The 22,999-nt window shown below is 72.5% G+C and carries 24 protein-coding genes; 13 read left to right on the top strand and 11 right to left on the bottom strand.

From position 1 onward, the window contains the following. Window positions 1–80: 80 nt before the first annotated feature. Complete coding sequence (locus ACFYZL_RS03770; RefSeq protein ID WP_384753885.1) at window positions 81–1,352, bottom strand: magnesium transporter MgtE N-terminal domain-containing protein; 1,272 nt, start codon at window positions 1,350–1,352, stop codon at window positions 81–83. 230 nt (window positions 1,353–1,582) lie between these two features. Between ACFYZL_RS03770 and ACFYZL_RS03775 the strand changes: the two genes are divergently transcribed. Next, complete coding sequence (locus tag ACFYZL_RS03775; protein WP_384753882.1) at window positions 1,583–2,380, top strand: hypothetical protein; 798 nt, start codon at window positions 1,583–1,585, stop codon at window positions 2,378–2,380. Between the two features lie 201 nt (window positions 2,381–2,581). On the opposite strand, the gene ACFYZL_RS03780 is transcribed toward ACFYZL_RS03775, so the two are convergent. Genes ACFYZL_RS03780 through ACFYZL_RS03790 form a run of 3 tightly spaced genes read right to left on the bottom strand, consistent with a single transcriptional unit; the run spans window position 2,582 to window position 4,758 of the window. Beyond that, entirely contained in the window at window positions 2,582–3,091 is a 510-nt protein-coding gene (locus ACFYZL_RS03780) for a hypothetical protein (protein ID WP_384753879.1), read from the bottom strand. A 19-nt stretch (window positions 3,092–3,110) separates the two neighbouring features. After that, on the bottom strand, window positions 3,111–3,629 hold the full coding sequence (locus ACFYZL_RS03785) for a hypothetical protein (RefSeq protein WP_384753876.1): 519 nt from the start codon (window positions 3,627–3,629) through the stop codon (window positions 3,111–3,113). A gap of 13 nt (window positions 3,630–3,642) precedes the next feature. Continuing rightward, on the bottom strand, window positions 3,643–4,758 hold the full coding sequence (locus ACFYZL_RS03790; protein ID WP_384753873.1) for a magnesium and cobalt transport protein CorA: 1,116 nt from the start codon (window positions 4,756–4,758) through the stop codon (window positions 3,643–3,645). Between the two features lie 357 nt (window positions 4,759–5,115). Here ACFYZL_RS03790 and ACFYZL_RS03795 point away from each other — a divergent pair, with 357 nt between their 5' ends. The 4 genes from ACFYZL_RS03795 (at window position 5,116) to ACFYZL_RS03810 (ending at window position 8,123) form a co-directional block, all read left to right on the top strand. Then, complete coding sequence (locus ACFYZL_RS03795; RefSeq protein ID WP_384753870.1) at window positions 5,116–5,700, top strand: suppressor of fused domain protein; 585 nt, start codon at window positions 5,116–5,118, stop codon at window positions 5,698–5,700. Between the two features lie 71 nt (window positions 5,701–5,771). Then, window positions 5,772–6,416, top strand: a complete 645-nt coding sequence (locus tag ACFYZL_RS03800; RefSeq protein ID WP_384753867.1) for a DUF6758 family protein — start codon at window positions 5,772–5,774, stop codon at window positions 6,414–6,416. Between the two features lie 133 nt (window positions 6,417–6,549). After that, window positions 6,550–7,413 carry a PHP domain-containing protein gene (locus ACFYZL_RS03805; RefSeq protein ID WP_384759138.1) on the top strand — a complete coding sequence of 288 codons (864 nt, stop codon included), beginning with the start codon at window positions 6,550–6,552 and terminating at the stop codon, window positions 7,411–7,413. 104 nt (window positions 7,414–7,517) lie between these two features. Continuing rightward, window positions 7,518–8,123, top strand: coding sequence for a MarC family protein (locus ACFYZL_RS03810; protein WP_384594078.1), 606 nt, complete (start codon window positions 7,518–7,520; stop codon window positions 8,121–8,123). Window positions 8,124–8,197: 74 nt separating this feature from the next. Here ACFYZL_RS03810 and ACFYZL_RS03815 read toward each other — a convergent pair whose 3' ends face one another. From ACFYZL_RS03815 to ACFYZL_RS03825, 3 genes are all read right to left on the bottom strand, one after another. Further along, entirely contained in the window at window positions 8,198–8,350 is a 153-nt protein-coding gene (locus ACFYZL_RS03815; RefSeq protein WP_365165459.1) for a hypothetical protein, read from the bottom strand. Between the two features lie 92 nt (window positions 8,351–8,442). Further along, on the bottom strand, window positions 8,443–9,318 hold the full coding sequence (locus ACFYZL_RS03820; RefSeq protein WP_388675670.1) for an alpha/beta fold hydrolase: 876 nt from the start codon (window positions 9,316–9,318) through the stop codon (window positions 8,443–8,445). Window positions 9,319–9,427: 109 nt separating this feature from the next. Next, complete coding sequence (locus ACFYZL_RS03825; RefSeq protein WP_388675673.1) at window positions 9,428–11,506, bottom strand: DEAD/DEAH box helicase; 2,079 nt, start codon at window positions 11,504–11,506, stop codon at window positions 9,428–9,430. A gap of 447 nt (window positions 11,507–11,953) precedes the next feature. Between ACFYZL_RS03825 and ACFYZL_RS03830 the strand changes: the two genes are divergently transcribed. Further along, on the top strand, window positions 11,954–12,712 hold the full coding sequence (locus ACFYZL_RS03830) for a ferritin-like fold-containing protein (RefSeq protein WP_384594087.1): 759 nt from the start codon (window positions 11,954–11,956) through the stop codon (window positions 12,710–12,712). A 90-nt stretch (window positions 12,713–12,802) separates the two neighbouring features. Here ACFYZL_RS03830 and ACFYZL_RS03835 read toward each other — a convergent pair whose 3' ends face one another. The 4 genes from ACFYZL_RS03835 to ACFYZL_RS03850 all read right to left on the bottom strand — a co-directional run bounded on the left by ACFYZL_RS03835 (window position 12,803) and on the right by ACFYZL_RS03850 (window position 14,638). Further along, a complete protein-coding gene (locus ACFYZL_RS03835) occupies window positions 12,803–13,105 on the bottom strand; it encodes a hypothetical protein (RefSeq protein WP_384757365.1) in 303 nt (100 codons plus the stop codon). Between the two features lie 128 nt (window positions 13,106–13,233). Further along, the gene (locus ACFYZL_RS03840) at window positions 13,234–13,461 is read right to left on the bottom strand and encodes a DUF3107 domain-containing protein (protein WP_376662072.1); all 228 of its coding nucleotides are present in this window, start codon (window positions 13,459–13,461) and stop codon (window positions 13,234–13,236) included. A 138-nt stretch (window positions 13,462–13,599) separates the two neighbouring features. Then, entirely contained in the window at window positions 13,600–14,247 is a 648-nt protein-coding gene (locus tag ACFYZL_RS03845; protein ID WP_384757368.1) for a TetR/AcrR family transcriptional regulator, read from the bottom strand. 181 nt (window positions 14,248–14,428) lie between these two features. Then, on the bottom strand, window positions 14,429–14,638 hold the full coding sequence (locus ACFYZL_RS03850) for a hypothetical protein (RefSeq protein WP_384757370.1): 210 nt from the start codon (window positions 14,636–14,638) through the stop codon (window positions 14,429–14,431). 131 nt (window positions 14,639–14,769) lie between these two features. Here ACFYZL_RS03850 and ACFYZL_RS03855 point away from each other — a divergent pair, with 131 nt between their 5' ends. The 7 genes from ACFYZL_RS03855 (at window position 14,770) to ACFYZL_RS03885 (ending at window position 22,905) form a co-directional block, all read left to right on the top strand. Further along, complete coding sequence (locus ACFYZL_RS03855; RefSeq protein ID WP_388675679.1) at window positions 14,770–15,738, top strand: alpha/beta fold hydrolase; 969 nt, start codon at window positions 14,770–14,772, stop codon at window positions 15,736–15,738. 9 nt (window positions 15,739–15,747) lie between these two features. After that, window positions 15,748–17,127 carry a DUF3152 domain-containing protein gene (locus ACFYZL_RS03860; protein WP_388675682.1) on the top strand — a complete coding sequence of 460 codons (1,380 nt, stop codon included), beginning with the start codon at window positions 15,748–15,750 and terminating at the stop codon, window positions 17,125–17,127. A gap of 56 nt (window positions 17,128–17,183) precedes the next feature. Beyond that, the gene (locus ACFYZL_RS03865; protein ID WP_329379517.1) at window positions 17,184–17,279 is read left to right on the top strand and encodes an Ms4533A family Cys-rich leader peptide; all 96 of its coding nucleotides are present in this window, start codon (window positions 17,184–17,186) and stop codon (window positions 17,277–17,279) included. A gap of 190 nt (window positions 17,280–17,469) precedes the next feature. Next, complete coding sequence (locus ACFYZL_RS03870; RefSeq protein WP_384757378.1) at window positions 17,470–19,206, top strand: ABC transporter substrate-binding protein; 1,737 nt, start codon at window positions 17,470–17,472, stop codon at window positions 19,204–19,206. Beyond that, on the top strand, window positions 19,203–20,189 hold the full coding sequence (locus tag ACFYZL_RS03875; protein ID WP_388675687.1) for an ABC transporter permease: 987 nt from the start codon (window positions 19,203–19,205) through the stop codon (window positions 20,187–20,189). The genes ACFYZL_RS03870 and ACFYZL_RS03875 overlap by 4 nt, the downstream gene beginning before the upstream one ends. Continuing rightward, window positions 20,186–21,178, top strand: coding sequence for an ABC transporter permease (locus ACFYZL_RS03880; protein ID WP_384759006.1), 993 nt, complete (start codon window positions 20,186–20,188; stop codon window positions 21,176–21,178). Before ACFYZL_RS03875 ends, ACFYZL_RS03880 begins: the two co-directional genes overlap by 4 nt. Continuing rightward, the gene (locus ACFYZL_RS03885) at window positions 21,175–22,905 is read left to right on the top strand and encodes a dipeptide ABC transporter ATP-binding protein (RefSeq protein ID WP_388675690.1); all 1,731 of its coding nucleotides are present in this window, start codon (window positions 21,175–21,177) and stop codon (window positions 22,903–22,905) included. Before ACFYZL_RS03880 ends, ACFYZL_RS03885 begins: the two co-directional genes overlap by 4 nt. Window positions 22,906–22,999 lie beyond the last annotated feature (94 nt).

Below are 22,999 nucleotides of genomic sequence, written 5' to 3' on the forward strand. Positions count from 1 at the left end.
GGGCGCGCGCCCGCTCGCGCCGCTCGCGGATCTGCTCACGGCGTCGCTCGCGCGCCTGCTCCTTCTCGCCGCGCCCCCGTTCAGTGGCCACCCACGACCTCCTCGGAGTGGAAGTCCTTCTCGCGCCAGTCGTCCGGCAGCAGGTGGTCCAGTACGTCGTCCACCGTCACCGCGCCCAGCAGCGAACCGCTCTCGTCGACCACTGGCACCGCCACCATGTTGTACGCGGCCAGGTAGCTGGTCACCACCGGCAGCGAGGCGTCCGGACGCAGCGGCGGCAGGTCCGTGTCCACGATCGAGCTCACCAGCGTGAACGGAGGATCGCGCAGCAGCCGCTGGAAGTGCACCGTGCCCAGGTACTTGCCCGTCGGCGTCTCGTCCGGCGGCCGGCACACGTACACCTGCGCCGCCAGCGCCGGCGACAGGTCCGACTGGCGTACGCGGGCCAGCGCGTCCGCGACCGTCGCGTCCGGGCGCAGCACGATCGGCTCCGTCGTCATCAGACCGCCGGCCGTGTTCTCCTCGTACGACAGCAGGCGCCGCACGTCGGCCGCGTCGTCCGGCTGCATCAGCGTCAGCAGCCGCTCCTTGTCGTCCTCCGGCAGCTCGGACAGCAGGTCGGCCGCGTCGTCCGGGTCCATCGCCTCCAGGACGTCGGCGGCGCGCTCCTCCTTCAGCTTGCCGAGGATCTCCACCTGCTCGTCCTCGGGGAGCTCCTCCATGACGTCCGCGAGCCGGTCGTCGTCGAGGGCGTTGGCCACCTCGGCGCGCCGCTTCGGCGTCAGGTGGTGCAGGACGTTCGCCACGTCGGCCGGGCGCATCTGCTCGAACGTGGCGACCAGGTTCTCGGCGCCCTGCCCGTGCTCCTCCAGCGAGAAGCCCGTCACCGCGGACCACTCCACCGTCAGCGTCTCACCGCGCCGGCGCAGCGCACCGACCTTGCCCTTGCGTACGAAGATCCTGTCGATCTCCCAGTCCCGGCGGGCGGGCAGCTGCTGGATGGCCACGTCCAGGACCGTGACCTCCTCGCCGGTCGCGGTCAGCGTCACCCGGCGGTCCAGCAGCTCGCCGAGGATCAGCCGCTCGGTGGGGCGCTGTTCGAAGCGGCGCATGTTGACGACACCGGTCGTGATCACCTGGCCGGACTCCACGCCCGTGACGCGGGTCATCGGCAGGAAGATCCGGCGCCGGCTGACCACCTCGACCACCAGGCCCAGCAGGCGCGGCGGCCGTCCGCCGACGCGCAGCATCGCCACGAGGTCGCGGACCCGGCCCACCTGGTCGCCGTTGGGGTCGAAGACGGGCACACCCGACAGATGCGAGACGAAGATCCGCGGGGCGCCACCAGCCATCCGAGCGCCTCCAGACGCGTCCGTCAACAGTCCTGCCGCCCCTCAGGCTAGCCCGTGCCCCGTGCAAGCGTCCTGGTGGGGCGGTCCGCGCGGGTACCGCGGCGGTGCGGTGCCGGTTGCCGGGGCGCGGTCGTGGCGGGCGGTGCGGCGCCAGGTACGCTGCCTGCTGCTCACAGCCGAGCCGCACGCCCGCACGCTTCGCACGCCCGCACGACGAGAGGCACCTGCCCGTGACCGCCTACTTCCCTGCCGCGCGCCTGCGCCGGGCCGCGTTCATCGGTGCCCTGTGCGCGGGACTCGCCGTCACCGGTACGGGCTGCGGCTCGGACCCGGACGAGGGGACGAACGGGGTCGGCAAGCTGTCCGCGGACAAGATCGAGGAGAAGGCGAAGGCGGCCGCCACGGGCGCGGACTCGGTGCACCTGTCCGGCACGCTGGTGAGCGGCGGCAAGTCCTTCACCCTCGACATGCGGCTGAAGTCGGACGGCGGTTCCGGCGAGGTGAAGTCGAAGGACGACACCTTCCAGCTGTTGCGGGTGGGGGAGCAGCTGTACCTGAAGGCGAGCGCGGCGTTCTGGGGGCAGTCCGACTCGGCGGGCAAACTCGGCGACAAGTACGTGAAGGTGCCGGAGAGCGACCCCACGTACAAGCAGTTCCGCGGCTTCACCGACATGCATGTCCTGCTGGACGGGCTGCTCGGGCTGGAGGGCAAGCTCGCCAAGGGCTCCTACACCAAGGTCGGCCACACCAAGGCCGTGCAGGTCACGGCGGCGGACGGCAAGGGCGGCAAGCTCTCGGTGTCCCTGGAGGGGACCCCGTACCCCTTGCTCATGGAACGCGCGGGCGGTGCGGGCCGGGTGGAGCTCGCGGAGTGGGGCAAGACGTTCCCGCTGGACCCGCCGGCCCAGGACCAGACGGTGGACTACGGCACGCAGCTGCCGACCACGAAGGACCAGGCGACGGGCGGCTCCGCGGCGCCGACTCCGTCGAAGGGCGCGGGGCAGGGGGCGAACCCCACGAACCCGTAGCCCCCCCGGGGGCTGGATGTGCCCCTGTCGGCCCGCGGGTGCACGCCGGGCTCGGCAACTCCAGCCCGTCCGGCATTCGAGGCGCGGGGCAATCCCAGCCCCGCCGGCGTGTGAGGCGCGGGGTCCGGGCGGAGCCCGGGGAACGGTGGAAGGGCGGGTGGGGGACCGGCTCCGCGCAGCGGCACCCCGGCCCGGCGGAGCCTACGGGCGGGGCTTGCGACGCTTCAGGAGGAGCTTCGGGAGGTGGGCCGGGATCGGGCGGCGGGTGATGGCCGGCGAGGCCAGGGGCGCCGCGGCCAGGGAGCCGTCCGGCAGGGCGCCGACGGTCTGCGGCTCCAGCCGCAGCAGCCGGCACTCCCGCGCCCACCGCTCCGTCATGTCCTCGGAGTCCGGCGCGTTCAGCCGCTTGCCCTTGAGCTCCGCGACCGCCGCCGCCCACTCCTCGCCGCGGGGTGCCAGTTCCCGCACGGTCGCGGTCCAGGCGACCAGCCGCCCGCCCTTGTCCTTGCTCCGCACCGTCACCTCGGCCGTCGCGCCGTCGGCCAGGGCGGGGAAGGGCTGCTCGCCGGGCCCGTCGCCCAGCACGTGCGCTGCGCCGTCCACCCAGGCGTGCCACAGGGCACGGTCCGCTCCGGCGCCGCGGACCCAGATCAGGCCGGACTTCTTGGTGGCCTCCTCGACGAGGGCCAGGTCGAGCGTGCTGAGAGTCATGCGCACAGAGTAGGGGAGGTCACACGGCCACGGCCGCGCGGGAGTAGCCCCGCCAGGCGGCGGCGAGCAGCAGTACGCCCGGGGCGACCCCGGAGACGGCAGCCACCGTCGAGGCGCTCGCGCCGCCGATCGCCAGCGCCATTCCCGCCGCCCCGCACACGGACATCCCCGCGGCGAGGATCCGCAGCGGCGGCATGCTCCAGACGGAGGCCAGTGCGAAGAAGTGGACGCCGACGACCAGGGCGATCCAGCCCACCGTCGCCCGCGGCTCGTCCAGCACGTTGGTGATGACCGCGGCCCCGCCGAGGCCGGCGATCACCTCGGCGGCCACCACGTACCGGTAGTTCCGGCCGAAGGCCGCCCTGGGCGCGGGCTCGGTGGTGGCGCGGCGTATGGACAGGAAGAGGCCGAGGAAGGCGACGACGGCGATCACTCGGATGGGCGCGCCCAGTGCTTGTGGCAGGGCGCCCGCGTTGGCCTGGATGAAGGCCAGACCGAAGAGGCCACCGATGAGTCGCCCCAACTGATTCTTTTTCATGATCGTCAGAATTTCACAGCCAACCGTGCCGGTGCAGGGCTCGGTGGATGGTGAAGCAGCTGGCGACGATGGCGGCCATCACCACCGGGTAGCCGTACTTCCAGTGGAGTTCGGGCATGTGGTCGAAATTCATCCCGTACACCCCGCAGATCATGGTGGGCACGGCGATGATCGCCGCCCACGAGGTGATCTTGCGCATGTCCTCGTTCTGGGCGACGGTCGCCTGTGCGAGGTTGGCCTGGAGGATCGAGTTCAGCAGCTCGTCGAAACCGACGACCTGCTCGTGCACGCGGGCGAGGTGGTCGGCGACGTCGCGGAAGTACTTCTGGATGTCCGGGTCGACCAGCCGCATCGGGCGCTCGCTGAGCAGCTCCATGGGTCGCAGCAGCGGCGACACCGCCCGCTTGAACTCCAGTACCTCGCGCTTGAGCTGGTAGATGCGGCCCGCGTCGCCGCCGCGGGTGACGCCCTTGGCGGGGGCGGCGAAGACGGCGCTCTCCACCTCGTCGATGTCGTCCTGCACGGCGGCCGCGACCGCGATGTACCCGTCGACCACGTGGTCGGCGATGGAGTGCAGGACGGAGGAGGGGCCCTTGGCGAGCAGGTCCGGGTCGTCCTGGAGGCGGTGGCGCAGCCCCTTGAGGGAGCCCTGGCCGCCGTGCCGGACCGTGATGACGAAGTCGGGGCCGGTGAAGCACATCACCTCGCCGGTCTCCACCACCTCGCTGGTGGCGGTCAGTTCGGCGTGCTCCACGTAGTGGATCGTCTTGAAGACGGTGAAGAGGGTGTCGTCGTACCGCTCCAGCTTCGGCCGCTGGTGCGCGTGCACCGCGTCCTCCACGGCCAGCGGGTGCAGCCCGAACGTGGCGGCGATCCCCGCGAACTCGGCCTCGGTCGGCTCGTGCAGGCCGATCCAGGCGAAACCGCCGTCCTCGCGGACCCGGCGGATGGCCTCACGGGGCGTCAGACAGGTCGTTCCCTGGACGCGCCGGCCGTCGCGGTAGACGGCGCAGTCGACGACCGCGCTACTGGCGGAGGGGTCGCGCGTGGTGTCGTAGCCCGGCTGGACGGGGGTGGACTTGCGCAGCGACGGACGGACGGCCGCACGCAGGTAGGGCAGCATCGACATGGCAGGCTCCTTCTCGCGCACGGCTGCGGACCGTACGGGTGGGAGACCTTCCGGGGGCGCGGGCGGGTGGGCCCGGGCAGGCGGAAGGAACAGGACGGGAGGACAAAGACGTTCTGCCGTCGCTCTTCTACTGATTCAGAGCGTCAGGGAAGCGGAAGAGCGATTGGTACTGCACGATCGACTTCGGTCCATCGCAGCCCCACCTCCTCCGGCCGGTCCTCCGTGGAGGACGTCCTGTCGTCCAGGGCCTTGAAACAACGCTTCTGCGTGCGGCCCGAACCAGCTGTCAACACTATCAGCCGACTGATGGTCAAGACCCGCCCTTTACCCGGCTGATACGAGTTCTATGCTCGCTCCATGGCAGAAATTCTGGCCCTCGTCGAGGCCCGGCTGCGCACCGCGTTCGGTGAACCCGACGCCCGTGCCGCCGTCACCTTCCTGGGTACCGACCGCATCGAGGTGCTCCGCTTCGCCGAGGGAGACCTCGTGCGGTACGCGACCCTCGGGATGTCCGCGAACCCGATGACCGATCCGACCGACATGGTCGCCGACCCCGTACGCGGGCCGCGCGCCGAGCTCGTGCTGACCGTACGAGCGGGACTCGCGCCCACCGACAAACTGCTCCGGCCGCTCGCCGTGCTGGCGGCCTCCCCCCAGGTCGAGGGTCTGATCGTGGCCCCCGGCGCCTCGCTCGACGTGGGCGAACCGCTCTGGGACGGGGCCGCCTTCAGCTCCGTGCTCGTGGCCGAACCCGGGGGCCTGGTGGAGGACCTGGAGCTCGACGAACCCATGGAGCCGGTCCGCTTCCTGCCGCTGCTGCCGATGACGGCGAACGAGGCCGCCTGGAAGCGCGTCCACGGCGCCGCGGCCCTCCAGGAGCGCTGGCTCGCCCGCGGCACCGACCTGCGCGACCCGTTGCGCAGCGCGGTCGCCCTGGACTGACCCCGCCCCGACGGCCCGGATGGGTGAGCCGGCCTTGACTGGCGGGCGGGCGGGGAGGAGCGTGGCTTCTTATGAGGGGTGAACCGAGTTGCCCGAAGTGCGGTGGCCGGGTCAGGGCGCCCGGACTCTTCTCCGACTCCTGGCAGTGCGCCGTGCACGGCACCGTCCACCCCCTGCAACCGGTCATCCCGCCCAGCGTGGAGGCCCTGGGCGTCGTGGTGCACCGGGCCAAGGTGCCGGTGTGGATGCCCTGGCCGCTGCCGGTGGGGTGGCTGTTCACCGGGGTCGCCTCCGCCGGTGACGACCGCAGCGGGGGCCGGGCGACGGCCGTGGCCTGCTCGGGGCCCGGCCCGTTGGGCGGCATCGGCGAACTGGTCCTGGTCGCGGAGGAACTCGGAGTGGGCCTCGGCGCCCGGTACGCCGGCATCGACGGGCCCGACCCCGGCGCGCACATCGACGTATCGGCGCCGCCCCACGCCAAGGTCGTGGCCGCGGGCCGCCCCACCCCGCTGTGGCACCTGAGCAAGGCCCCCGACGACCGGGCCGTCTTCGCGGGCGAGGCGCGGGGCCTGTGGTTGTGGGCGATCGTGTGGCCGGAACAGACCGGCCTCCTCATGTACGACGAGCTCGTCCTCACCGACCTCCGCGACGCGGGAGCGGAGGTCGAGCTCCTTCCGTGCGGGGCCCTGAGCCCCCGCATCCTGGGGCCGGCCTAGGTGTGTCGTCACACTCCCGCCCGCCCCGCGGCGGGAGTGTGACGACAGGCCCCAGGAGGTCTGGACCAGAGGCGACCTTCGGCCCGGTTATCCTGGAGTGTCCCCCCGTCCGTACGAACCCTGGAGCCCGGCTGTGCGCATCGACCTGCACGCCCACTCCACGGCTTCCGACGGTACGGACACCCCCGCCGAGCTGGTGCGCAATGCCGCCGCAGCGGGGCTCGACGTGGTCGCGCTGACCGACCACGACACCGTGGGCGGGTACGCCGAGGCCGTCGCCGCGGTGCCGGCCGGGCTGACGCTGGTCACGGGCGCCGAACTGTCCTGCCGCCTCGACGGGGTCGGGATGCACATGCTCGCGTACCTCTTCGACCCCGAGGAGCCCGACCTCGCCCGTGAGCGCGAGCTCGTCCGGGACGACCGGACCCCCCGCGCGCAGGCCATGGTCGGCAAGCTCCAGGACCTCGGCGTGGACGTCACCTGGGAGCAGGTGGCCCGCATCGCCGGTGACGGCTCGGTCGGACGGCCGCACATCGCCACCGCCCTCGTCGAGCTGGGCGTCGTGCCCACCGTGTCGGACGCCTTCACGCCCGACTGGCTGGCCGACGGCGGCCGCGCGTACGCCGAGAAGCACGAGCTCGACCCCTTCGACGCCATCCGCCTGGTCAAGGCGGCCGGCGGGGTCACCGTCTTCGCACACCCCCTCGCCGTCAAGCGCGGCCAGTGCGTGCCCGAGGCCGCGATCGCCGAGCTGGCGGCCGCGGGCCTGGACGGCATCGAGGTGGACCACATGGACCACGACGCCGACACCCGCGCCCGGCTGCGCGGCCTCGCGGCGGACCTGGGACTGCTGACCACCGGCTCCAGCGACTACCACGGCAGCCGCAAGACCTGCCGGCTCGGGGAGTACACGACCGACCCCGAGATCTACGGCGAGATCACGCGCCGTGCGACCGGGGCCTTCCCGGTGCCCGGCGCCGGCGGACGCGAGCGCTGACGGACGGGCCTTCCGGCCTGCCCGCTCCACCCCTCCCGTCCTCCTTTCCGCTCTTCTGCGCGATACCCCCCTTTCGCGACACCCCTCACCTGCAAGGCATCACTGTGTTTGATTTCGCCGTCTTCGGATCCCTATTTCTCACGCTTTTCGTGATTATGGACCCCCCGGGGATCACTCCGATCTTCCTCGCCCTGACCTCCGGGCGTCCCGCCAAGGTGCAGCGCCGCATGGCCTGGCAGGCGGTCTGCGTGGCCTTCGGCGTCATCGCCGTGTTCGGCCTCTGCGGCCAGCAGATCCTGGACTACCTGCACGTCTCCGTCCCGGCGCTGATGATCGCCGGCGGCCTGCTGCTCCTGCTCATCGCCCTGGACCTGCTCACCGGCAAGACCGACGAGCCGAAGCAGACCAAGGACGTGAACGTGGCCCTCGTCCCGCTGGGCATGCCGCTGCTCGCCGGGCCCGGTGCGATCGTGTCCGTGATCCTCGCCGTGCAGAAGGCCGACGGGTTCGGCGGGCAGCTCTCCGTCTGGACCGCGATCGCCGCCATGCACGTCGTGCTGTGGCTGACGATGCGCTACTCGCTGGTGATCATCCGGGTCATCAAGGACGGCGGCGTGGTCCTCGTGACGCGCCTCGCCGGCATGATGCTCTCCGCGATCGCCGTCCAGCAGATCATCAACGGCGTGCTCCAGGTGGTCCACGGCGCCTGAGCCGAGGATCCGCGCAGATGCGAACGCCCCCGCACCGTGATCGGTGCGGGGGCGTGAACGTATCGCGCGAAGCGTCAGTTGGACGCGCTCTCGGCCGGTCGGATCAGAATGCGCTGGCCGACGGCCGCGGCCTGCTGCACGATCCGGTTGACGGAGGACGCGTCCACGACGGTGCTGTCCACGGCGGTCCCGTCGACGTCGTCCAGGCGCAGAATCTCGAAGCGCACGGGGCTTCTCCCTTCGTCGGTGTCTCCTTGCAAAGGTGTTAACGAAGAGTAAGCCGCAATCATTCCCTACGCTAAGGAAATTTTTTCACTGACTAAGGACTAGTGGTGTGCGAGTCCCAGAACGAGCTCAGCGCACCCGCTGTGACCTGCGGATTCTCCGCATTGGGGGAATGCTCCGCACCCGGGACGACCACCCGCCGCGCACCCAGTCGCCGCGCCATCTCGTCCATCAGCGGGACCGGCCAGGCGTAGTCGACCTCGCCGGACACGACCAGCTTCGGCAGCCCGGTCCGGCTCAGCTCGTCCACCCGGTCGGGCTCGGAGATCAGCACCCGGCCGGTGACGATCAGCTGCTCGGGGACCGTGGCCAGCCACCGCGCGCGCAGGAACTCCGCCAGTTCGGGGGAGTCGGCGACCGCGTCCTCGGGATCCTGGGCCCGCATCGCCGCCCAGATGCCTGGCATGTAGTGATCGGGCGCAGTGTCGCCCATCGCCTCGAGGGCGGCGACGAGCAGCTTCGTACGCGCCTGCTGCTCCTCCGCGATCGCGGCCGGCCCGCTGCTCATCAAGGTCAGCGAGGCGAACGCCGACGGGTCGCGCAGCACCGCCGCGCGCGAGATCAGCCCGCCCAGCGAGTGCCCGACCAGGTGCACCGGCCCCGCTCCCAGCGCCGCCGCCTGTGCCAGGACGTCCTGCGCCAGCTCCTCCAGGGCGTACGGGGCCTCCTCGCGCGGGCCGGGAGTCTCGTGCTGGCCGCGCCCGTCGACGGCGACGACCCGGTACCCCGCGGCGGCCAGCGGCTCCAGGAGCCCGACGAAGTCCTCCTTGCTCCCCGTGAACCCGGGGACCAGCAGGGCGGTGCCTCGGACGGGCTCACCGGCCTCGTGCACGGCGAACGGGCCGCGTGCGGTGGGGAGGAGGCGCCCACGGGCGACGGACGGCAGGGTGAGGCGCGGCGGCTTGCTCATGGCCCGAGGTTACCGGCCCGTAGGGGGCGGAGGGGGCCCGGGTACGCCGTCGGCCCCGGCCCCCTCGAAAGGGGACCGGGGCCGACGGTGCGGTACGGGAACCGGGTGCCTACGCCTCCGGCGCGGCCGCGACCTTGCGGGTGCGCGTGCGCTTCGGCTTGGCGGGAGCCTCCTCGGCCGGCGCGGCGGCCTCGGTGGCGACCGGAGCGGCCGCTGCCTTGCGGGTACGGGTCCGCTTCGGCTTGGCCGGGGCCTCCTCCGCCACGACGGCGGTCTCGGCGACGACCACCGCGGCGGCCGGGGCGGCCTCGGCGGTCTTGCGGGGGCGGGTACGGCGGGCCGGGGCCGGCTCCACGGGCGGGGCCATCTGGAAGTCCGGCTCGGGCGCGGCCGCAACGACCTTGCGGGGGCGGGTACGACGCGGCGCGACCGGGGCCTCCTCGACCACGGGGACCACGTCGGCCATGACCGACCTCTGGGTGGGCTTGCGCGTGCGCCTCGGCGCGACCGGAGCCTCCTCGGCGACCGGAGCCGGGGCCGGAGCCTCGGCCACGGCGGCCACGGCGGCCTCGGCGACGGCGGCCGCGGGGGCCTCGGCGACGGCCTTGCGGGTGCGGGTGCGCTTCGGCCTGGCCGGAGCCTCCTCCGCCACGGGGGCGGCGGCGACCGGAGCGGCCGCGGCGACCGGAGCCGCCTCGACGACCGGGGCGGCCGGAGCGGCCTCCACGGCCTGGGCCGGCACCGTGCCCACACGGGTACGGCGGCGGCGCGGCCTGCGCGGCTCGTCGGCGGCCGGAGCCGCCGGGGCCTGCGGGGCCTCGGCCACGGGAGCGGCGGCCGCGTCCTCGGCGCCGACCTCCGCACCACCACGGGTACGGCGGCGCTGGCGCGGCGTACGGGTGCGCGCGGGGCGCTCCTCCGTCACGACGGCGGCTGCGGCCGGGCCGCGACCGCCACGGCCACCGCGGCCGCCGGTCTCGCCCAGGTCCTCCAGCTCCTCGGCCTTCAGGCCGGCCCGCGTGCGCTCGGCGCGCGGCAGGATGCCCTTGGTGCCGGCCGGGATGTTCAGTTCCTCGAACAGGTGCGGAGACGTGGAGTACGTCTCGACCGGGTCGTGGAAGTTCAGGTCCAGCGCCTTGTTGATCAGCTGCCAGCGGGGGATGTCGTCCCAGTCGACCAGCGTGACGGCGGTGCCCTTGTTGCCCGCGCGGCCGGTGCGGCCCACGCGGTGCAGGAAGGTCTTCTCGTCCTCCGGCGTCTGGTAGTTGATGACGTGGGTCACACCCTCGACATCGATACCGCGCGCGGCGACGTCGGTGCACACCAGCACGTCGACCTTGCCGTTGCGGAACGCGCGCAGCGCCTGCTCGCGAGCGCCCTGGCCCAGGTCGCCGTGGACGGCGCCCGAGGCGAAGCCGCGCTTCTCCAGCTGCTCGGCGATGTCCGCGGCCGTGCGCTTGGTACGGCAGAAGATCATGGCCAGCCCGCGGCCCTCGGCCTGCAGGATGCGGGAGACCAGCTCCGGCTTGTCCATGTTGTGCGCGCGGAAGACGTGCTGCGCGATGTTGGCGACGGTCGCGCCCTCGCCGTCCTCGGAGACGGCGCGGATGTGCGTCGGCTGCGACATGTACCGGCGGGCCAGGCCGATGACCGCGCCCGGCATGGTCGCCGAGAACAGCATCGTCTGACGCCGCGCGGGCAGCAGGTTCATGATCTTCTCGACGTCGGGCAGGAAGCCCAGGTCGAGCATCTCGTCGGCCTCGTCGAGGACGAGGGCCTTGACGTGGGACAGGTCGAGCTTGCGCTGCCCGGCCAGGTCCAGCAGGCGGCCCGGGGTGCCGACGATGACGTCGACGCCCTTCTTGAGCGCCTCGACCTGGGGCTCGTACGCGCGGCCGCCGTATATGGCGAGGACGCGGACGTTGCGGACCTTGCCCGCGGTCAGGAGGTCGTTGGTGACCTGGGTGCACAGCTCGCGGGTCGGAACCACCACGAGGGCCTGCGGGGCGTCGGTCAGCTGGTCGGGCCTGGCCCGACCGGCCTCGACGTCCGCGGGGACGACGACCCGCTCCAGCAGCGGAAGGCCGAAACCGAGCGTCTTGCCGGTACCGGTCTTGGCCTGGCCGATGACGTCCGTGCCGGAAAGGGCGACGGGGAGGGTCATCTCCTGGATCGGGAAGGGGGACACGATGCCGACGGCCTCAAGGGCCTCGGCCGTCTCGGGATAGATCCCGAGGTCTCGGAACGTAGTCAGGGTGCTGCCTCTTCTGTGAGACGCGGCGCGAGGCGGCGAGGGGGGTCGTACCGTGCCGTGCTTGCAGTACTGCCACGTACGAAGCTGCGCGGGACCACTGGCCTTCGCTCAAGCGCATCTGCCGCTGAGGGGGCCCCTCGTTGGAGGCGGTACGCATGTGCGTACTCACCACGCCGAGGGCGGTCGGTTGGAGCCGATCGGGCCACCGACCGGGCATCCTCATTCGGATGCGCCGCCGAGTATTCGGCAAGCGCATTACCACTGTACCCCGGATTCGCGCAGGTGTGTCGGGTGAATTCACCGGGTCGACGCGTTTAGGTGTCCCGACAGTGAGTAGGTGTGGTGACTTGGCGCGCCTTTCGGCGGGCTATTGTGCGGAGCATGTCGACCGTTGAAAACGCCTCGCCCGCCGACGACAGCACCCCCGCCGAAGCCGTGGGCATCGCCGCCCAGGACTGGGCGACGGCCTCCGCCTCGCCGCAGTACCGGGCCGCCGTCGTGGACCTGCTCGGCGCCCTCGCGTACGGCGAGCTCGCGGCCTTCGAGCGCCTCGCGGAGGACGCGAAGCTCGCGCCCACCCTCGACGACAAGGCCGAGCTCGCCGCCATGGCCTCCGCCGAGTTCCACCACTTCGAGCGCCTGCGCGACCGGCTCGCCGCCATCGAGGTCGAGCCCACCGCCGCCATGGAGCCCTTCGCGAAGGGCGTCGACGACTTCCACCGCCAGACCGCGCCCTCGGACTGGCTGGAAGGCCTGGTCAAGGCGTACGTCGGCGACTCGATCGCCAGCGACTTCTACCGCGAGGTCGCCAGCCACCTGGACACCGACACCCGCGCGCTCGTGCTCGGCGTGCTCGACGACACCGGCCACGGCAACTTCGCCGTCGAGAAGGTCCGCGCCGCGATCGAGGCCGACCCGCGCTGCGGCGGCCGGCTGGCCCTGTGGGCCCGCCGACTGATGGGCGAGGCCCTCTCGCAGGCCCAGCGCGTGGTCGCCGAGCGCGACGCGCTGTCCACCATGCTGGTCGGCGGCGTCGACGGGATGGCGGCCGGCTTCGACCTCGCGGCCGTCGGCGAGATGTTCACCCGCATCACCAAGGCCCACACCAAGCGCATGGCGGCCCTGGGGCTCGCCGCCTGAGCGGTACCCGTACGAGACGGAGGCCCCGGCGCGCATCACGGCGCACCGGGGCCTCCGGCTCGTGGAGGAGGTTTCGTACGGGATCGGCCGTCAGCCCCGCGTCGGGAGCGAAAACGGAGTCCCGTGGGACTGCCTGCGGGGCCCTGAGGCCGGACGGAGCAGCAGCGACAGGACCACGGCCGAGACGAGCACCGCGCCGACGAAGGTCGCCGTGAGCGTGTTGTGCCCGGGGCCCAGCGCGAAGTGCGTCAGATACGCCCCGAAGAGCGCCCCCAGCACTCCGCTGACCAGCACGGTCCTCCGTGAGGGCAGCCGCTGCGCCAGCGCTCTCGCGGCTGTCGCGGAAAGGGCGAGGCCCAGCAGAGCAGAGCCGAGCGCTTCCATCAGCAGCATGGGTCCCTCCGAAACGTCGGGGCAAACCGGGTCACTGCCGTCCTACCCGAAGCGGAAGAAAGGGAAACGGCCCGATGGAATCAACCACCGGGCCGTTTCGCTCAGTTCTCCGTGCCTCCGGATACCCCTCAGAGGTTCCCGAAACCGACCTTGCGCGCGGTCGGCTCACCCAGGTCGACGTACGACAGGCGGTCGGACGGCACCAGGACCTTGCGGCCCTTCGTGTCGCTGAGGCTCAGCAGCGGCTCGGTGCCGGACAGCGCGGCGGCGACGATGCGCTCCAGCTCCTCGGCGCTCAGGTCGCTCTCCAGCACGATCTCCCGGGGTGCGTGCTGCACGCCGATCTTGACCTCCACGGCTTTGTCCCTCCGACGGTCCGTTTCGCGCGATCAGCCGCGCCGTACGCGGTCCACATTAGCCCGGAGAGGGGACGCGGACTGCGCTGACCGGACACGCTCGCAGCGAACAGCGGCCGGTCAGCCCCGTCGGAGCCGTCAGGCTCCCGCGCCCTCGGTGCCGTGCAGCGGGAAGCCGGCGATGCCGCGCCACGCGAGCGAGGTCAGCAGGCCGACCGCCGTATCGCGGGCGACCGGGCTCTCACTGGACAGCCAGTAGCGCGCCACGACCTGCGAGACCCCGCCCAGCCCCACGGCGAGCAGCATCGACTCGTCCTTGGACAGGCCGGTGTCCTCGGCGATCACGTCGGAGATGGCCTCGGCGCACTGGAGCGAGACCCGGTCGACGCGCTCGCGCACCGCCGGCTCGTTCGTCAGGTCGGACTCGAAGACCAGACGGAAGGCGCCGCCCTCGTCCTCCACGTACGCGAAGTACGCGTCCATCGTCGCGGCCACGCGCAGCTTGTTGTCCGTCGTCGACGCGAGGGCGGTGCGCACGGCCAGCAGCAGCGACTCGCAGTGCTGGTCGAGGAGCGCCAGATAGAGGTCGAGCTTGCCCGGGAAGTGCTGGTACAGCACCGGCTTGCTCACCCCGGCGCGCTCGGCGATGTCGTCCATCGCCGCCGCGTGGTAACCCTGCGCGACGAAAACCTCCTGGGCCGCGCCCAGCAGCTGGTTGCGCCGGGCTCGGCGCGGCAGTCGCGTGCCCCGCGGACGCGCTGCCTCGGTCTGCTCGATGGCTGTCACGCCGCCTCCCACTTTCTCTATGAACACAGTGCGCTCTGCGCCGCGCCGCCATCGTACTTTTCGGTAACCGAATCTGGAGGGTTCAAGCCGAGTTTTCTCGCGGTACGGACCGGTCGGAGGCGCTGGTCAGCGGTCGGTCAGGGGTCGGTCCCAGGCCGGGGACGGGTCGGCCGGAGGCCGCTCAGCGGTAGTCGTCCTCGTCCAGCGGCACCACCCGCGCCTGCTCGGCGGCGTCGCCGTCGGCGGCCTCGCCCCGCTCCCCGCCGCCCAGCGGGTCGTCCTCGCCCGGCTGCAATTCGGCCAGTTGTTCCGCCACGTCCGCCTCGGGTGCCTCCGCGTCCGGGAACTCGACCTCCCGGAAGGTGTCCGGTTCCGCAGGGTCGACAGTCATCCCGCTCCCCTCGCTTCCTTGGTTCACCTACGAGCCTAGGAGGATCGCGGATACCCCGCTATGCGGATTGCCACACTTCTGTGACCGCGAACACAGGAGGTCGAGCGTGATCGTCTCGTAACATTGCCCGCATGTCTTCCACGGAGCTGCCGGGCGTACGGTCCACCGCCGAGCCGTCGTCCCTGGTGGGAGCCGCCCCGGTGGCCGAAGGGGAGCGGTCGCGGACCGTCGTTCTACCCGGCCTGGAGCTCAACTTCCGGGTGCGCCCCCCGCTGGGCACGGACCTGCCGCCCGCGCTGTTCGTCCACGGACTCGGCGGTTCCTCGCAGAACTGGTCGTCCCTCATGGGACAGCTGGCGGACACCGTCGACGGCGAGGCCGTCGACCTCCCCGGCTTCGGCTGGTCCCCGCCGCCCGCCGACCGGGACTACTCCGTGACCGGCTTCGCCCGCGCCGTCATCCGCCACCTCGACGCCGCCGGACGCGGCCCGGTGCACCTCTTCGGGAACTCCCTCGGCGGCGCCGTCTCCACCCGGGTCGCGGCCGTCCGGCCCGACCTCGTGCGCACCCTGACGCTGGTCTCGCCCGCCCTGCCCGAGCTGCGCGTGCAGAAGGGCGCCGTTCCGACAGCGCTCCTCGCCGTACCCGGAGTGGCGGCCCTCTTCAGTCGACTCACCCGGGGACTGAGCGCCGAACAGCGCACCCGAGGAGTGACGGACCTCTGTTACGGAGACCCCTCACGGGTGAGTCCCGAAGGCTTCCGGGACGCCGTCGCGGAGATGGAGCGGCGGATGCAGCTGCCGTACTTCTGGGAGGCCATGACCAGGTCCTCCCGCGGGATCGTCGACGCCTACACCCTCGGCGGGCAGCACGGACTGTGGCGCCAGGCGGAGCGGGTGCTCGCCCCGACCCTGCTCGTCTACGGCGGCAAGGACCAGTTGGTCTCGTACCGTATGGCGCGCAGGGCGGCCGCTTCCTTCCGCGGTTCGCGGCTGCTGACGCTGCCCGAGGCCGGGCACGTGGCGATGATGGAGCACCCCGGGCTGGTGGCCGACGCCTTCCGGGAGCTCCTCCGGGACACCGAAGACGACGAGGGCTGAGGACGGACCGTGGGACGACATAGTCGCAAGGCCTCCGCTCCTGCCCCGGTGCCGGATCCGGCGCCGGCCCCCGCGCCGGCGCCCTCGCAGCCGCAGCCCGGGTACGGCTACGAGTACGAGTACGACGACCTCGCGCACGGGTTCGACGCCTGGGAACCGGGCGGGCGGCGCCGGCCCGAACCCACCGTCACCCACCAGGGGTACGCGCACCAGGACGCGCGGGCCGGCGGACACCCCCAGCAGTACGAGCAGGGCGGCGCCTGGGGGGCAGGCCCGGGCCCGGGTCCGGCGCCCGTCTACGGGGACTGGCGCGGGGTGCCGCGCACGCGCGCCGCCGCGCCGACGGCCCTCCTCGACAGCGACACCCCGGCCTTCGGCACACCCGCGGTGGGCTTCCCGCAGGTCACCCTCGCGCCGCCCGCGCCGATGCCCGCGCCCGCTCCGGCGCCCGCGCCCGAGGCCGACCCGGTCACCTCCACCGGCTCGCACCGCAAGGTGCGCGTGCCCGGACCTCGTACACCCGTCGAGCCCGCCGCCACCGAGGCCCAGCGCCCCGGCGCCGGCCGCGGCCGGAAGGCGTGGACGTACACCGGCATGGCCGCCGCGGCCGTCACCACCGCCCTCGCCGTCGTCGTCGCCGTCCAGTTGAGTTCGGACGGCGACGCCGCGAAGCCGGACCCGCTCGCCGCCCCCGGCAAGGCCCCGGCCGATGCCGCCGACGGCGCGAACAGCCCGACGGCCCACGCGCCCGCCGCGGCCGCCCCCGCGATCTCGGCTGCGCCGGAGCTCACGTACGAGCAGAAGATGGCCCAGCAGCTGCCGATCGACGCGAAGCTCACCGGCCCCGGAACCTTCGACACGGTGCCCGGCGTCGCCAAGGCCCCCGGCAAGGGCAAGGTCGTGCGCTACCGCGTCGACGTCGAACAGGGCCTCGGCCTGGACCCGGCGCTGTTCGCCGAGGCCGTCCACCGCACCCTCAACGACGACCGGAGCTGGGGCCACGGCGGCGCGATGACCTTCGAGCGGGTGCCGGGCGGCGAGGCCGACTTCGTGATCACCCTCGCCAGCCCCGGGACCACCGGGAAGTGGTGCGCCAAGTCCGGGCTCGACACCACCATCGACAACGTCTCCTGCGATTCCGCCTCCACCGAGCGCGTGATGATCAACGCGTTCCGCTGGGCACAGGGCTCCGCGACGTACGGCCCCGAACAGATGCTCAGCTACCGCCAGATGCTCATCAACCACGAGGTCGGCCACCGGCTCGGACACGGGCACGTGAGCTGCAAGACACCCGGCGCGCTCGCCCCGATCATGCAGCAGCAGACCAAGTCCCTCGACATCGACGGAATCCAGTGCAAGCCCAACCCATGGGTCTTTCCCGGGACTTGACCCGACCGGGCTTTCCGCGTTGACAATCCGTCCGATCATCGGCGATCGTTCTCCGCATGTCGCAACACCACACCACGACCGCGAGCGCCGCCATTGAGCTGGCGCTTCTTGGTGTGACCGCGCACAGCGTGGCCGACATCTTCTGTCGCTGAGCCTGCCCGCAAGCGCCGCGACCTCACCTGGACTTCCGGGAAAATCCCGCAGGAATCCTCGCCGCGCCCGGGCGTACGCACGCCCGCAGGCGCGGCTTTTCCCGTTTCGGAGCCCTTTCCGGCTCCGCCGTCGATCGCTGCCCCTCGCGTGGCATTCCTCCCTTCCTTCACGCCGAGAGGTCTCTTTCCGATGCTCCGTCATGCCCACATATCGCACCGCGTGGCCGCGGTCGCCGTCAGCCTCGTACTGGCCGGGGGCGCCGCGGCCTGCGGGCCGAAGGACGGCGCGGACAAGGCCGGTACCGGCGACAAGGCGGGCGCCGCGGGCGCGCCGCAGAAGGGCGGCACCCTCACCGTCCTCAACAACGAGCCCCAGGAGGACTTCGACCCCGCCCGGCTCTACACCTCGGGCGGCGGAAACGTCCCCTCGCTGGTCTTCCGTACGCTGACCACCCGCAACCGCGAGTCCGGCGCAGCCGGCACCAAGGTCGTGCCCGACCTCGCCACCGACATCGGCAAGCCCAACGCCGACGCCACCGAGTGGACGTACACCCTCAAGGACGGGCTGAAGTACGAGGACGGCTCCCCGATCACCACGGCCGACATCAAGTACGGCATCGAGCGGTCCTTCGCCGCCGAACTGTCGGGCGGAGCCCCGTACCTGCGGGACTGGCTCGTCGGCGGCGAGACGTACGAGGGCCCCTACAAGGACGGCGGCAAGGGGCTCGACTCGATCGTCGTGCCCGACTCGAAGACCATCGTCTTCAAACTGCGCAAGCCCGAGGGTGACTTCCCGTTCGTGGCCACCCAGACGCAGTTCGCGCCCGTCCCCAAGGCCAAGGACACCGGGGTCAAGTACGAGGAGCACCCGATCTCCTCCGGCCCGTACAAGGTCGTCAAGAACGAGAACGACGGCGAGCACCTCACCCTGGAGCGCAACGAGCACTGGGACCCGAAGACCGACGACGAACGCAAGGCCTACCCGGACGCGATCGACGTCAGGGCCGGCCTCGACGCCGCCGTCGTCAACCAGCGCCTGACCACCAGCTCCGGCCCCGACGCGGCCGCCATCACCACCGACACCAACCTGGGGCCGGCCGAACTCGCCCAGATCGGAGACGACAAGGAGCTCGCGGCGCGCGTCGGCACCGGCCACTTCGGCTACGTCAACTACCTGGCCTTCAACCCGAAGGTGGCCCCCTTCGACAACCCGAAGGTGCGCCAGGCCATCTCCTACGCGATCAACCGCACCAGCGTGATCAACGCGGCGGGCGGCTCCGCGCTCGCCGAGCCCGCCACCACCTTCCTGCCCGAGCACGAGGCCTTCGGCCACCTGGCCTACGACCACTTCCCGGCGGGCAGGACCGGCGACCCGGCCAAGGCCAAGGAGCTCCTGAAGGAAGCCGGCCACCCCGACGGCCTCACCATCACCCTGACCCACTCCAACGCGCAGAACCGCCAGACCAGCCCCGAGGTCGCCACCGCCGTCCAGCAGGCGCTGGCCGCCGCCGGGATCACCGTGAAGCTGGAGGGCCTGGAGGCCAACGCCTTCAACCAGCGCCGCTGGGACGCCAAGAACACCCCCGGCTTCTTCCTCTCCCGCTGGGGTGCCGACTGGCCCTCGGGCGGCCCCTTCCTCGCGCCGATCTTCGACGGCCGGCAGATCGTCACCAACGGCTCCAACTACAACCACGCCCAGCTCGACGACCCGGCCGTGAACGCCGAGATCGACGAGATCGCCAAGCTCACCGACCCGGCCGCGGCCGCCAAGCGCTGGGGCGCCCTCGACAAGAAGATCGGCGAGCAGGCGCTCGACGTACCACTCTTCCACCCCGTCTACAAGCGGCTCGTCGGCAAGGACGTCAAGAACGTCGTCATCAGCGACTGGACCGGCGTCCTCGACATCTCGCAGGTCGCGGTCAAGTGAGCACCACCGACCGACAGTCGGCGCCCGCGCCCGGGACCACCAACCCGGGCGCGGGCGCCGCGCGCCGCCGGGCCTGGCACAGGCTGCGCCGACGACCCTCCGCCGTCGCGGCCGGCGGCGTCCTCGCGCTGCTCGTCCTCCTCGCCCTCGCGGCGCCCCTGATCGCCCACCTCACCGGCCAGGACCCGAACGCCTACCACGACGACCTCGTCGACTCGGCCCGCGGCGGGGTGCCCCACGGCTCCTTCGGCGGGGTCTCCGCCGAGCACTGGCTCGGCGTCGAACCCGGCAGCGGCCGCGACCTGCTCACCCGGCTCCTCCACGGAGCACGGATCTCCCTGCTCGTCGCCTTCGGCGCGACCGCCCTGCAGACCCTGCTCGGGCTCGTCGCGGGGATCGCCGCCGGACTCGGGAACCGCGCTGTCGGCGCCCTCATCGGTTGGCTCACCGACGTGATGATCACCCTGCCCGGTCTGGTGATCGGAATCGCGCTCACCGCCGTCGTCCCGGCCGACTTCCCCCGCCCCCTGCTGCTGATCCTGCTGATCGGCTTCCTCGGCTGGGGCGCCACCGCCCGCATCGTGCGTGCCGAGACCCTCGCCCTGCGCGGGCTGGACTTCGTGGACGCCGCCCGGCTCGCCGGGAACGGCCCGCTGCGGATCGCCCGCCGGGAACTGCTGCCCTCGCTGGCCGCGCCCGTGATCACGTACGCCGCGATCCACGTGCCGACCAACATGGTCGTCGAGGCCTCGCTCTCCTTCCTCGGGGTCGGCGTGAAGCCGCCGACCCCGTCGTGGGGGCAGATGCTGTCCGGCGCCCAGACCTGGTTCCGGGCCGACCCCATGTACGTCCTGCTCCCCGCCGGGATGCTCTTCGTCACCGTGCTCGCCTTCACCGTCCTCGGCGACGCCGTCCGCACGGCCCTCGACCCGCGCGAGGGCTCGCGCCTGCGGGTCGGCACCGGAAAGGAGCGCACGGCGTGACCTCGTTCGTGCTCAAACGACTCGGTGGAGCACTGCTCGTGCTGCTCACCCTGTCCGTCGTCGTCTACGCCCTCTTCTACGTCGCCCCCGGCGACCCCGCCCGGCTCGCCTGCGGAGAACGCTGCAACCCGCAGCAGATCGCCCAGGTACGGGAACGGATCGGGCTGGACGAGCCCCTGCTCACCCAGTACCTGCACTTCCTCCAGGGACTGGTGGCGGGCCGCGACTACCCCGGTGGCGCGGGCGTCGTCCTGCACTGCGACGCCCCCTGCCTCGGCTTCTCGTACCGCAACGACCAGCAGGTCACCCTGCTGATCCTGGACCGGCTGCCCGCCACCCTGTCCCTCGCCGTCGGCGCGCTCGTGTTCTGGCTGGTCATCGGCGTCGGCACCGGTCTGCTGTCCGCGCTGCGCCGCGGCGGGATCACCGAGCGGGTCCTGACCGTCCTCACCCTCGCCGGGACCGGCACCCCCGTCTTCATCCTCGGGCTGCTGCTGCTCATGGTGGTCTGCGCCTACCTCCGGTGGCTGCCGTTCCCGACGTACGTGCCGCTGACCGAGGACCCCGAGCAGTGGGCCTGGAACATGCTGCTGCCCTGGGTGACGCTGGGGCTCTTCGAAAGCGCCAAGTACGCCCGGCTCACCCGCAGTTCCACCCTGGAAACCCTCGCCGCGGACCACATCCGCACCTTCCGCGCCTACGGAGTCGGGGAGCGGGCCGTCGTCACACGGCACGCGGTGCGCGGGGCGCTGGCACCCGTGATCGCGCTCAGCGCCGTGGAATTCGGCGCGATGATCGGCGGCGCCGTCCTGACGGAATCGCTGTTCGGGATCCCCGGGATCGGCAAGACCCTGATGGACGGGGTCAGGATCGTGGACCTGCCCGTCGTGGTGGGCATCGTCCTGACCATCGGCGCGGCCGTGGTCGTCGCCGGCGCGATCGGCGACCTGCTGTACGCGGCCGCGGACCGAAGGGTGGCCCTGACATGACCGAGTCGCTGGTGGAGGTCACCGACCTCACCGTCGAGTTCCCGGTCGGCGGGCCGGGGGAGTACGTCCGGGCCGTCGACGGTGTCTCCTTCACACTGGAGGCCGGGCGGGCGCTGGGCATCGTGGGGGAGTCCGGCAGCGGCAAGTCCACCGTGGCCGCGGCCCTGCTGGACCTGCACCGGGGGACCGGCGCGCGGGTGGGCGGCACCGTCCGGGTGGGCGGCACCGACGTGGCCGCCGCCTCGGGCGCGCGGCTGCGCCGGCTGCGGGGCGGGACCGCCGCCATGGTCTTCCAGGACCCGCTGAGCTCCCTCGACCCGTACCAGGCCATCGGCGACCAGATCGCCGAGGTCCACCGGATCCACGCGGACGTCTCCCGGCGGGCCGCGCGGGCGCGGGCCGTCGAGGTGCTGGACCGGGTGGGCATCCCCGACGCGGCACGGCGCGCACGCGCACGCCCCCACGAATTCAGCGGCGGCATGCGGCAACGGGCGCTGATCGCGATGGCGCTGGCGTGCGATCCGCGGCTGCTGATCGCGGACGAGCCGACCACCGCGCTCGACGTCACCGTCCAGGCGCAGATCCTGGACCTGCTGCACGAACTGCGCGAGGAGCGGGGGCTCGGGCTGCTGCTGGTCACCCACGACCTGGGGGTGGCGGCGGAGAGCGTGGACGCGCTGCTGGTCCTGCGGGGTGGCTCGGTCGTCGAACGCGGATCGGTGCGCGCGGTGCTGTCCACGCCGGCCGAGCCGTACACGCGGGCGTTGCTGGCGGCGGTGCCGAGGCTGGACGGGCCGCGGGTTTCCCGTGCTCTGCCCGGACCCGCGCCTCGAACGCCGGCGGGGCTGGACGCGCCGGGGTCCGCGCCCGGCCGCGGCGCCGTTTCGCGGGGCTCCACCCCGGACCCCGCTCCTCGATCGCCGGAGGGGCTGGATTCCGTTCCGGTCGTCGAGGCCTTCTCGGTACGGCGCGAGTTCGGGCGGGGGAAGCGGCGGGTGGTCGCCGTCGGCGGGGTGTCCCTCGCGGTGCACGCGGGGGAGACGCTGGGGATCGTCGGCGAGAGCGGCAGCGGGAAGAGCACCCTCGGGCGGATGCTCGTCGGGCTGCTGGCACCCGCCTCGGGGCAGGTGCGGCACGACGGCGTCGAGGTCACGGGGGTCGCGGCGGGCGCGCAGATGGTCTTCCAGGACCCGGTGTCCTCCCTCAACCCGCGCCGCTCCGTCGGCGAGTCCATCGCCGATCCGCTGCGCGCGGCCGGTGAGCGGGACGCGGCCGCCATTCGGGCCCGGGTCGAGGAACTGCTGCTGCGCGTGGGACTGGAGGCCGCGCACCACGACCGCTACCCGCACGAGTTCAGCGGCGGGCAGCGCCAGCGCGTCGGCATCGCGCGGGCCCTCGCGCCGCGGCCCCGGCTGATCGTCTGCGACGAGCCGGTATCCGCCCTCGACGTCACCACCCAGGCCCAGGTCGTCGCCCTCCTCGCGGAGCTCCAGCGGGAGCTCGGCATCGCGCTGGTCTTCATCGCGCACGACCTGGCCGTGGTCCGGCAGGTCAGCGACCGCGTGGCCGTCATGCGGGCCGGCGAGATCGTGGAGCAGGGCCCGGTCGACGAGGTCTACGACCGCCCGGCCCACGCCTACACGCGGCAGCTGCTGGCCGCCGTCCCGGCGCCGGACCCGGAGCCGGCGGCCCGGCGCCGGTCGGAGAGGAAGGCCGTTCACGCGTAGTCGCCCACGCTCTTCCTAGCGCGCTCGAACGCGAACCGAAGGGGAAAGTTACGACTCTTCACCCCTTCCGGTGGCGCGACGGACAACCGTCCGT

The organism is Streptomyces sp. NPDC001717 (genome assembly GCF_042892775.1).
GTDB lineage: Bacteria > Actinomycetota > Actinomycetes > Streptomycetales > Streptomycetaceae > Streptomyces.

Coding starts and splice junctions, on each gene's coding strand:
- ACFYZL_RS03785 (WP_384753876.1), bottom strand. CDS start 3,629: ATGAAAAAGAATCAGTTGGGGCGACTCATCGGTGGCCTCTTCGGTCTG.
- ACFYZL_RS03830 (WP_384594087.1), top strand. CDS start 11,954: ATGTCGACCGTTGAAAACGCCTCGCCCGCCGACGACAGCACCCCCGCC.
- ACFYZL_RS03835 (WP_384757365.1), bottom strand. CDS start 13,105: ATGCTGCTGATGGAAGCGCTCGGCTCTGCTCTGCTGGGCCTCGCCCTT.
- ACFYZL_RS03850 (WP_384757370.1), bottom strand. CDS start 14,638: ATGACTGTCGACCCTGCGGAACCGGACACCTTCCGGGAGGTCGAGTTC.
- ACFYZL_RS03855 (WP_388675679.1), top strand. CDS start 14,770: ATGTCTTCCACGGAGCTGCCGGGCGTACGGTCCACCGCCGAGCCGTCG.
- ACFYZL_RS03800 (WP_384753867.1), top strand. CDS start 5,772: ATGAGGGGTGAACCGAGTTGCCCGAAGTGCGGTGGCCGGGTCAGGGCG.
- ACFYZL_RS03820 (WP_388675670.1), bottom strand. CDS start 9,318: ATGAGCAAGCCGCCGCGCCTCACCCTGCCGTCCGTCGCCCGTGGGCGC.
- ACFYZL_RS03795 (WP_384753870.1), top strand. CDS start 5,116: ATGGCAGAAATTCTGGCCCTCGTCGAGGCCCGGCTGCGCACCGCGTTC.
- ACFYZL_RS03870 (WP_384757378.1), top strand. CDS start 17,470: ATGCTCCGTCATGCCCACATATCGCACCGCGTGGCCGCGGTCGCCGTC.
- ACFYZL_RS03780 (WP_384753879.1), bottom strand. CDS start 3,091: ATGACTCTCAGCACGCTCGACCTGGCCCTCGTCGAGGAGGCCACCAAG.
- ACFYZL_RS03865 (WP_329379517.1), top strand. CDS start 17,184: ATGTCGCAACACCACACCACGACCGCGAGCGCCGCCATTGAGCTGGCG.
- ACFYZL_RS03770 (WP_384753885.1), bottom strand. CDS start 1,352: ATGGCTGGTGGCGCCCCGCGGATCTTCGTCTCGCATCTGTCGGGTGTG.
- ACFYZL_RS03885 (WP_388675690.1), top strand. CDS start 21,175: ATGACCGAGTCGCTGGTGGAGGTCACCGACCTCACCGTCGAGTTCCCG.
- ACFYZL_RS03790 (WP_384753873.1), bottom strand. CDS start 4,758: ATGTCGATGCTGCCCTACCTGCGTGCGGCCGTCCGTCCGTCGCTGCGC.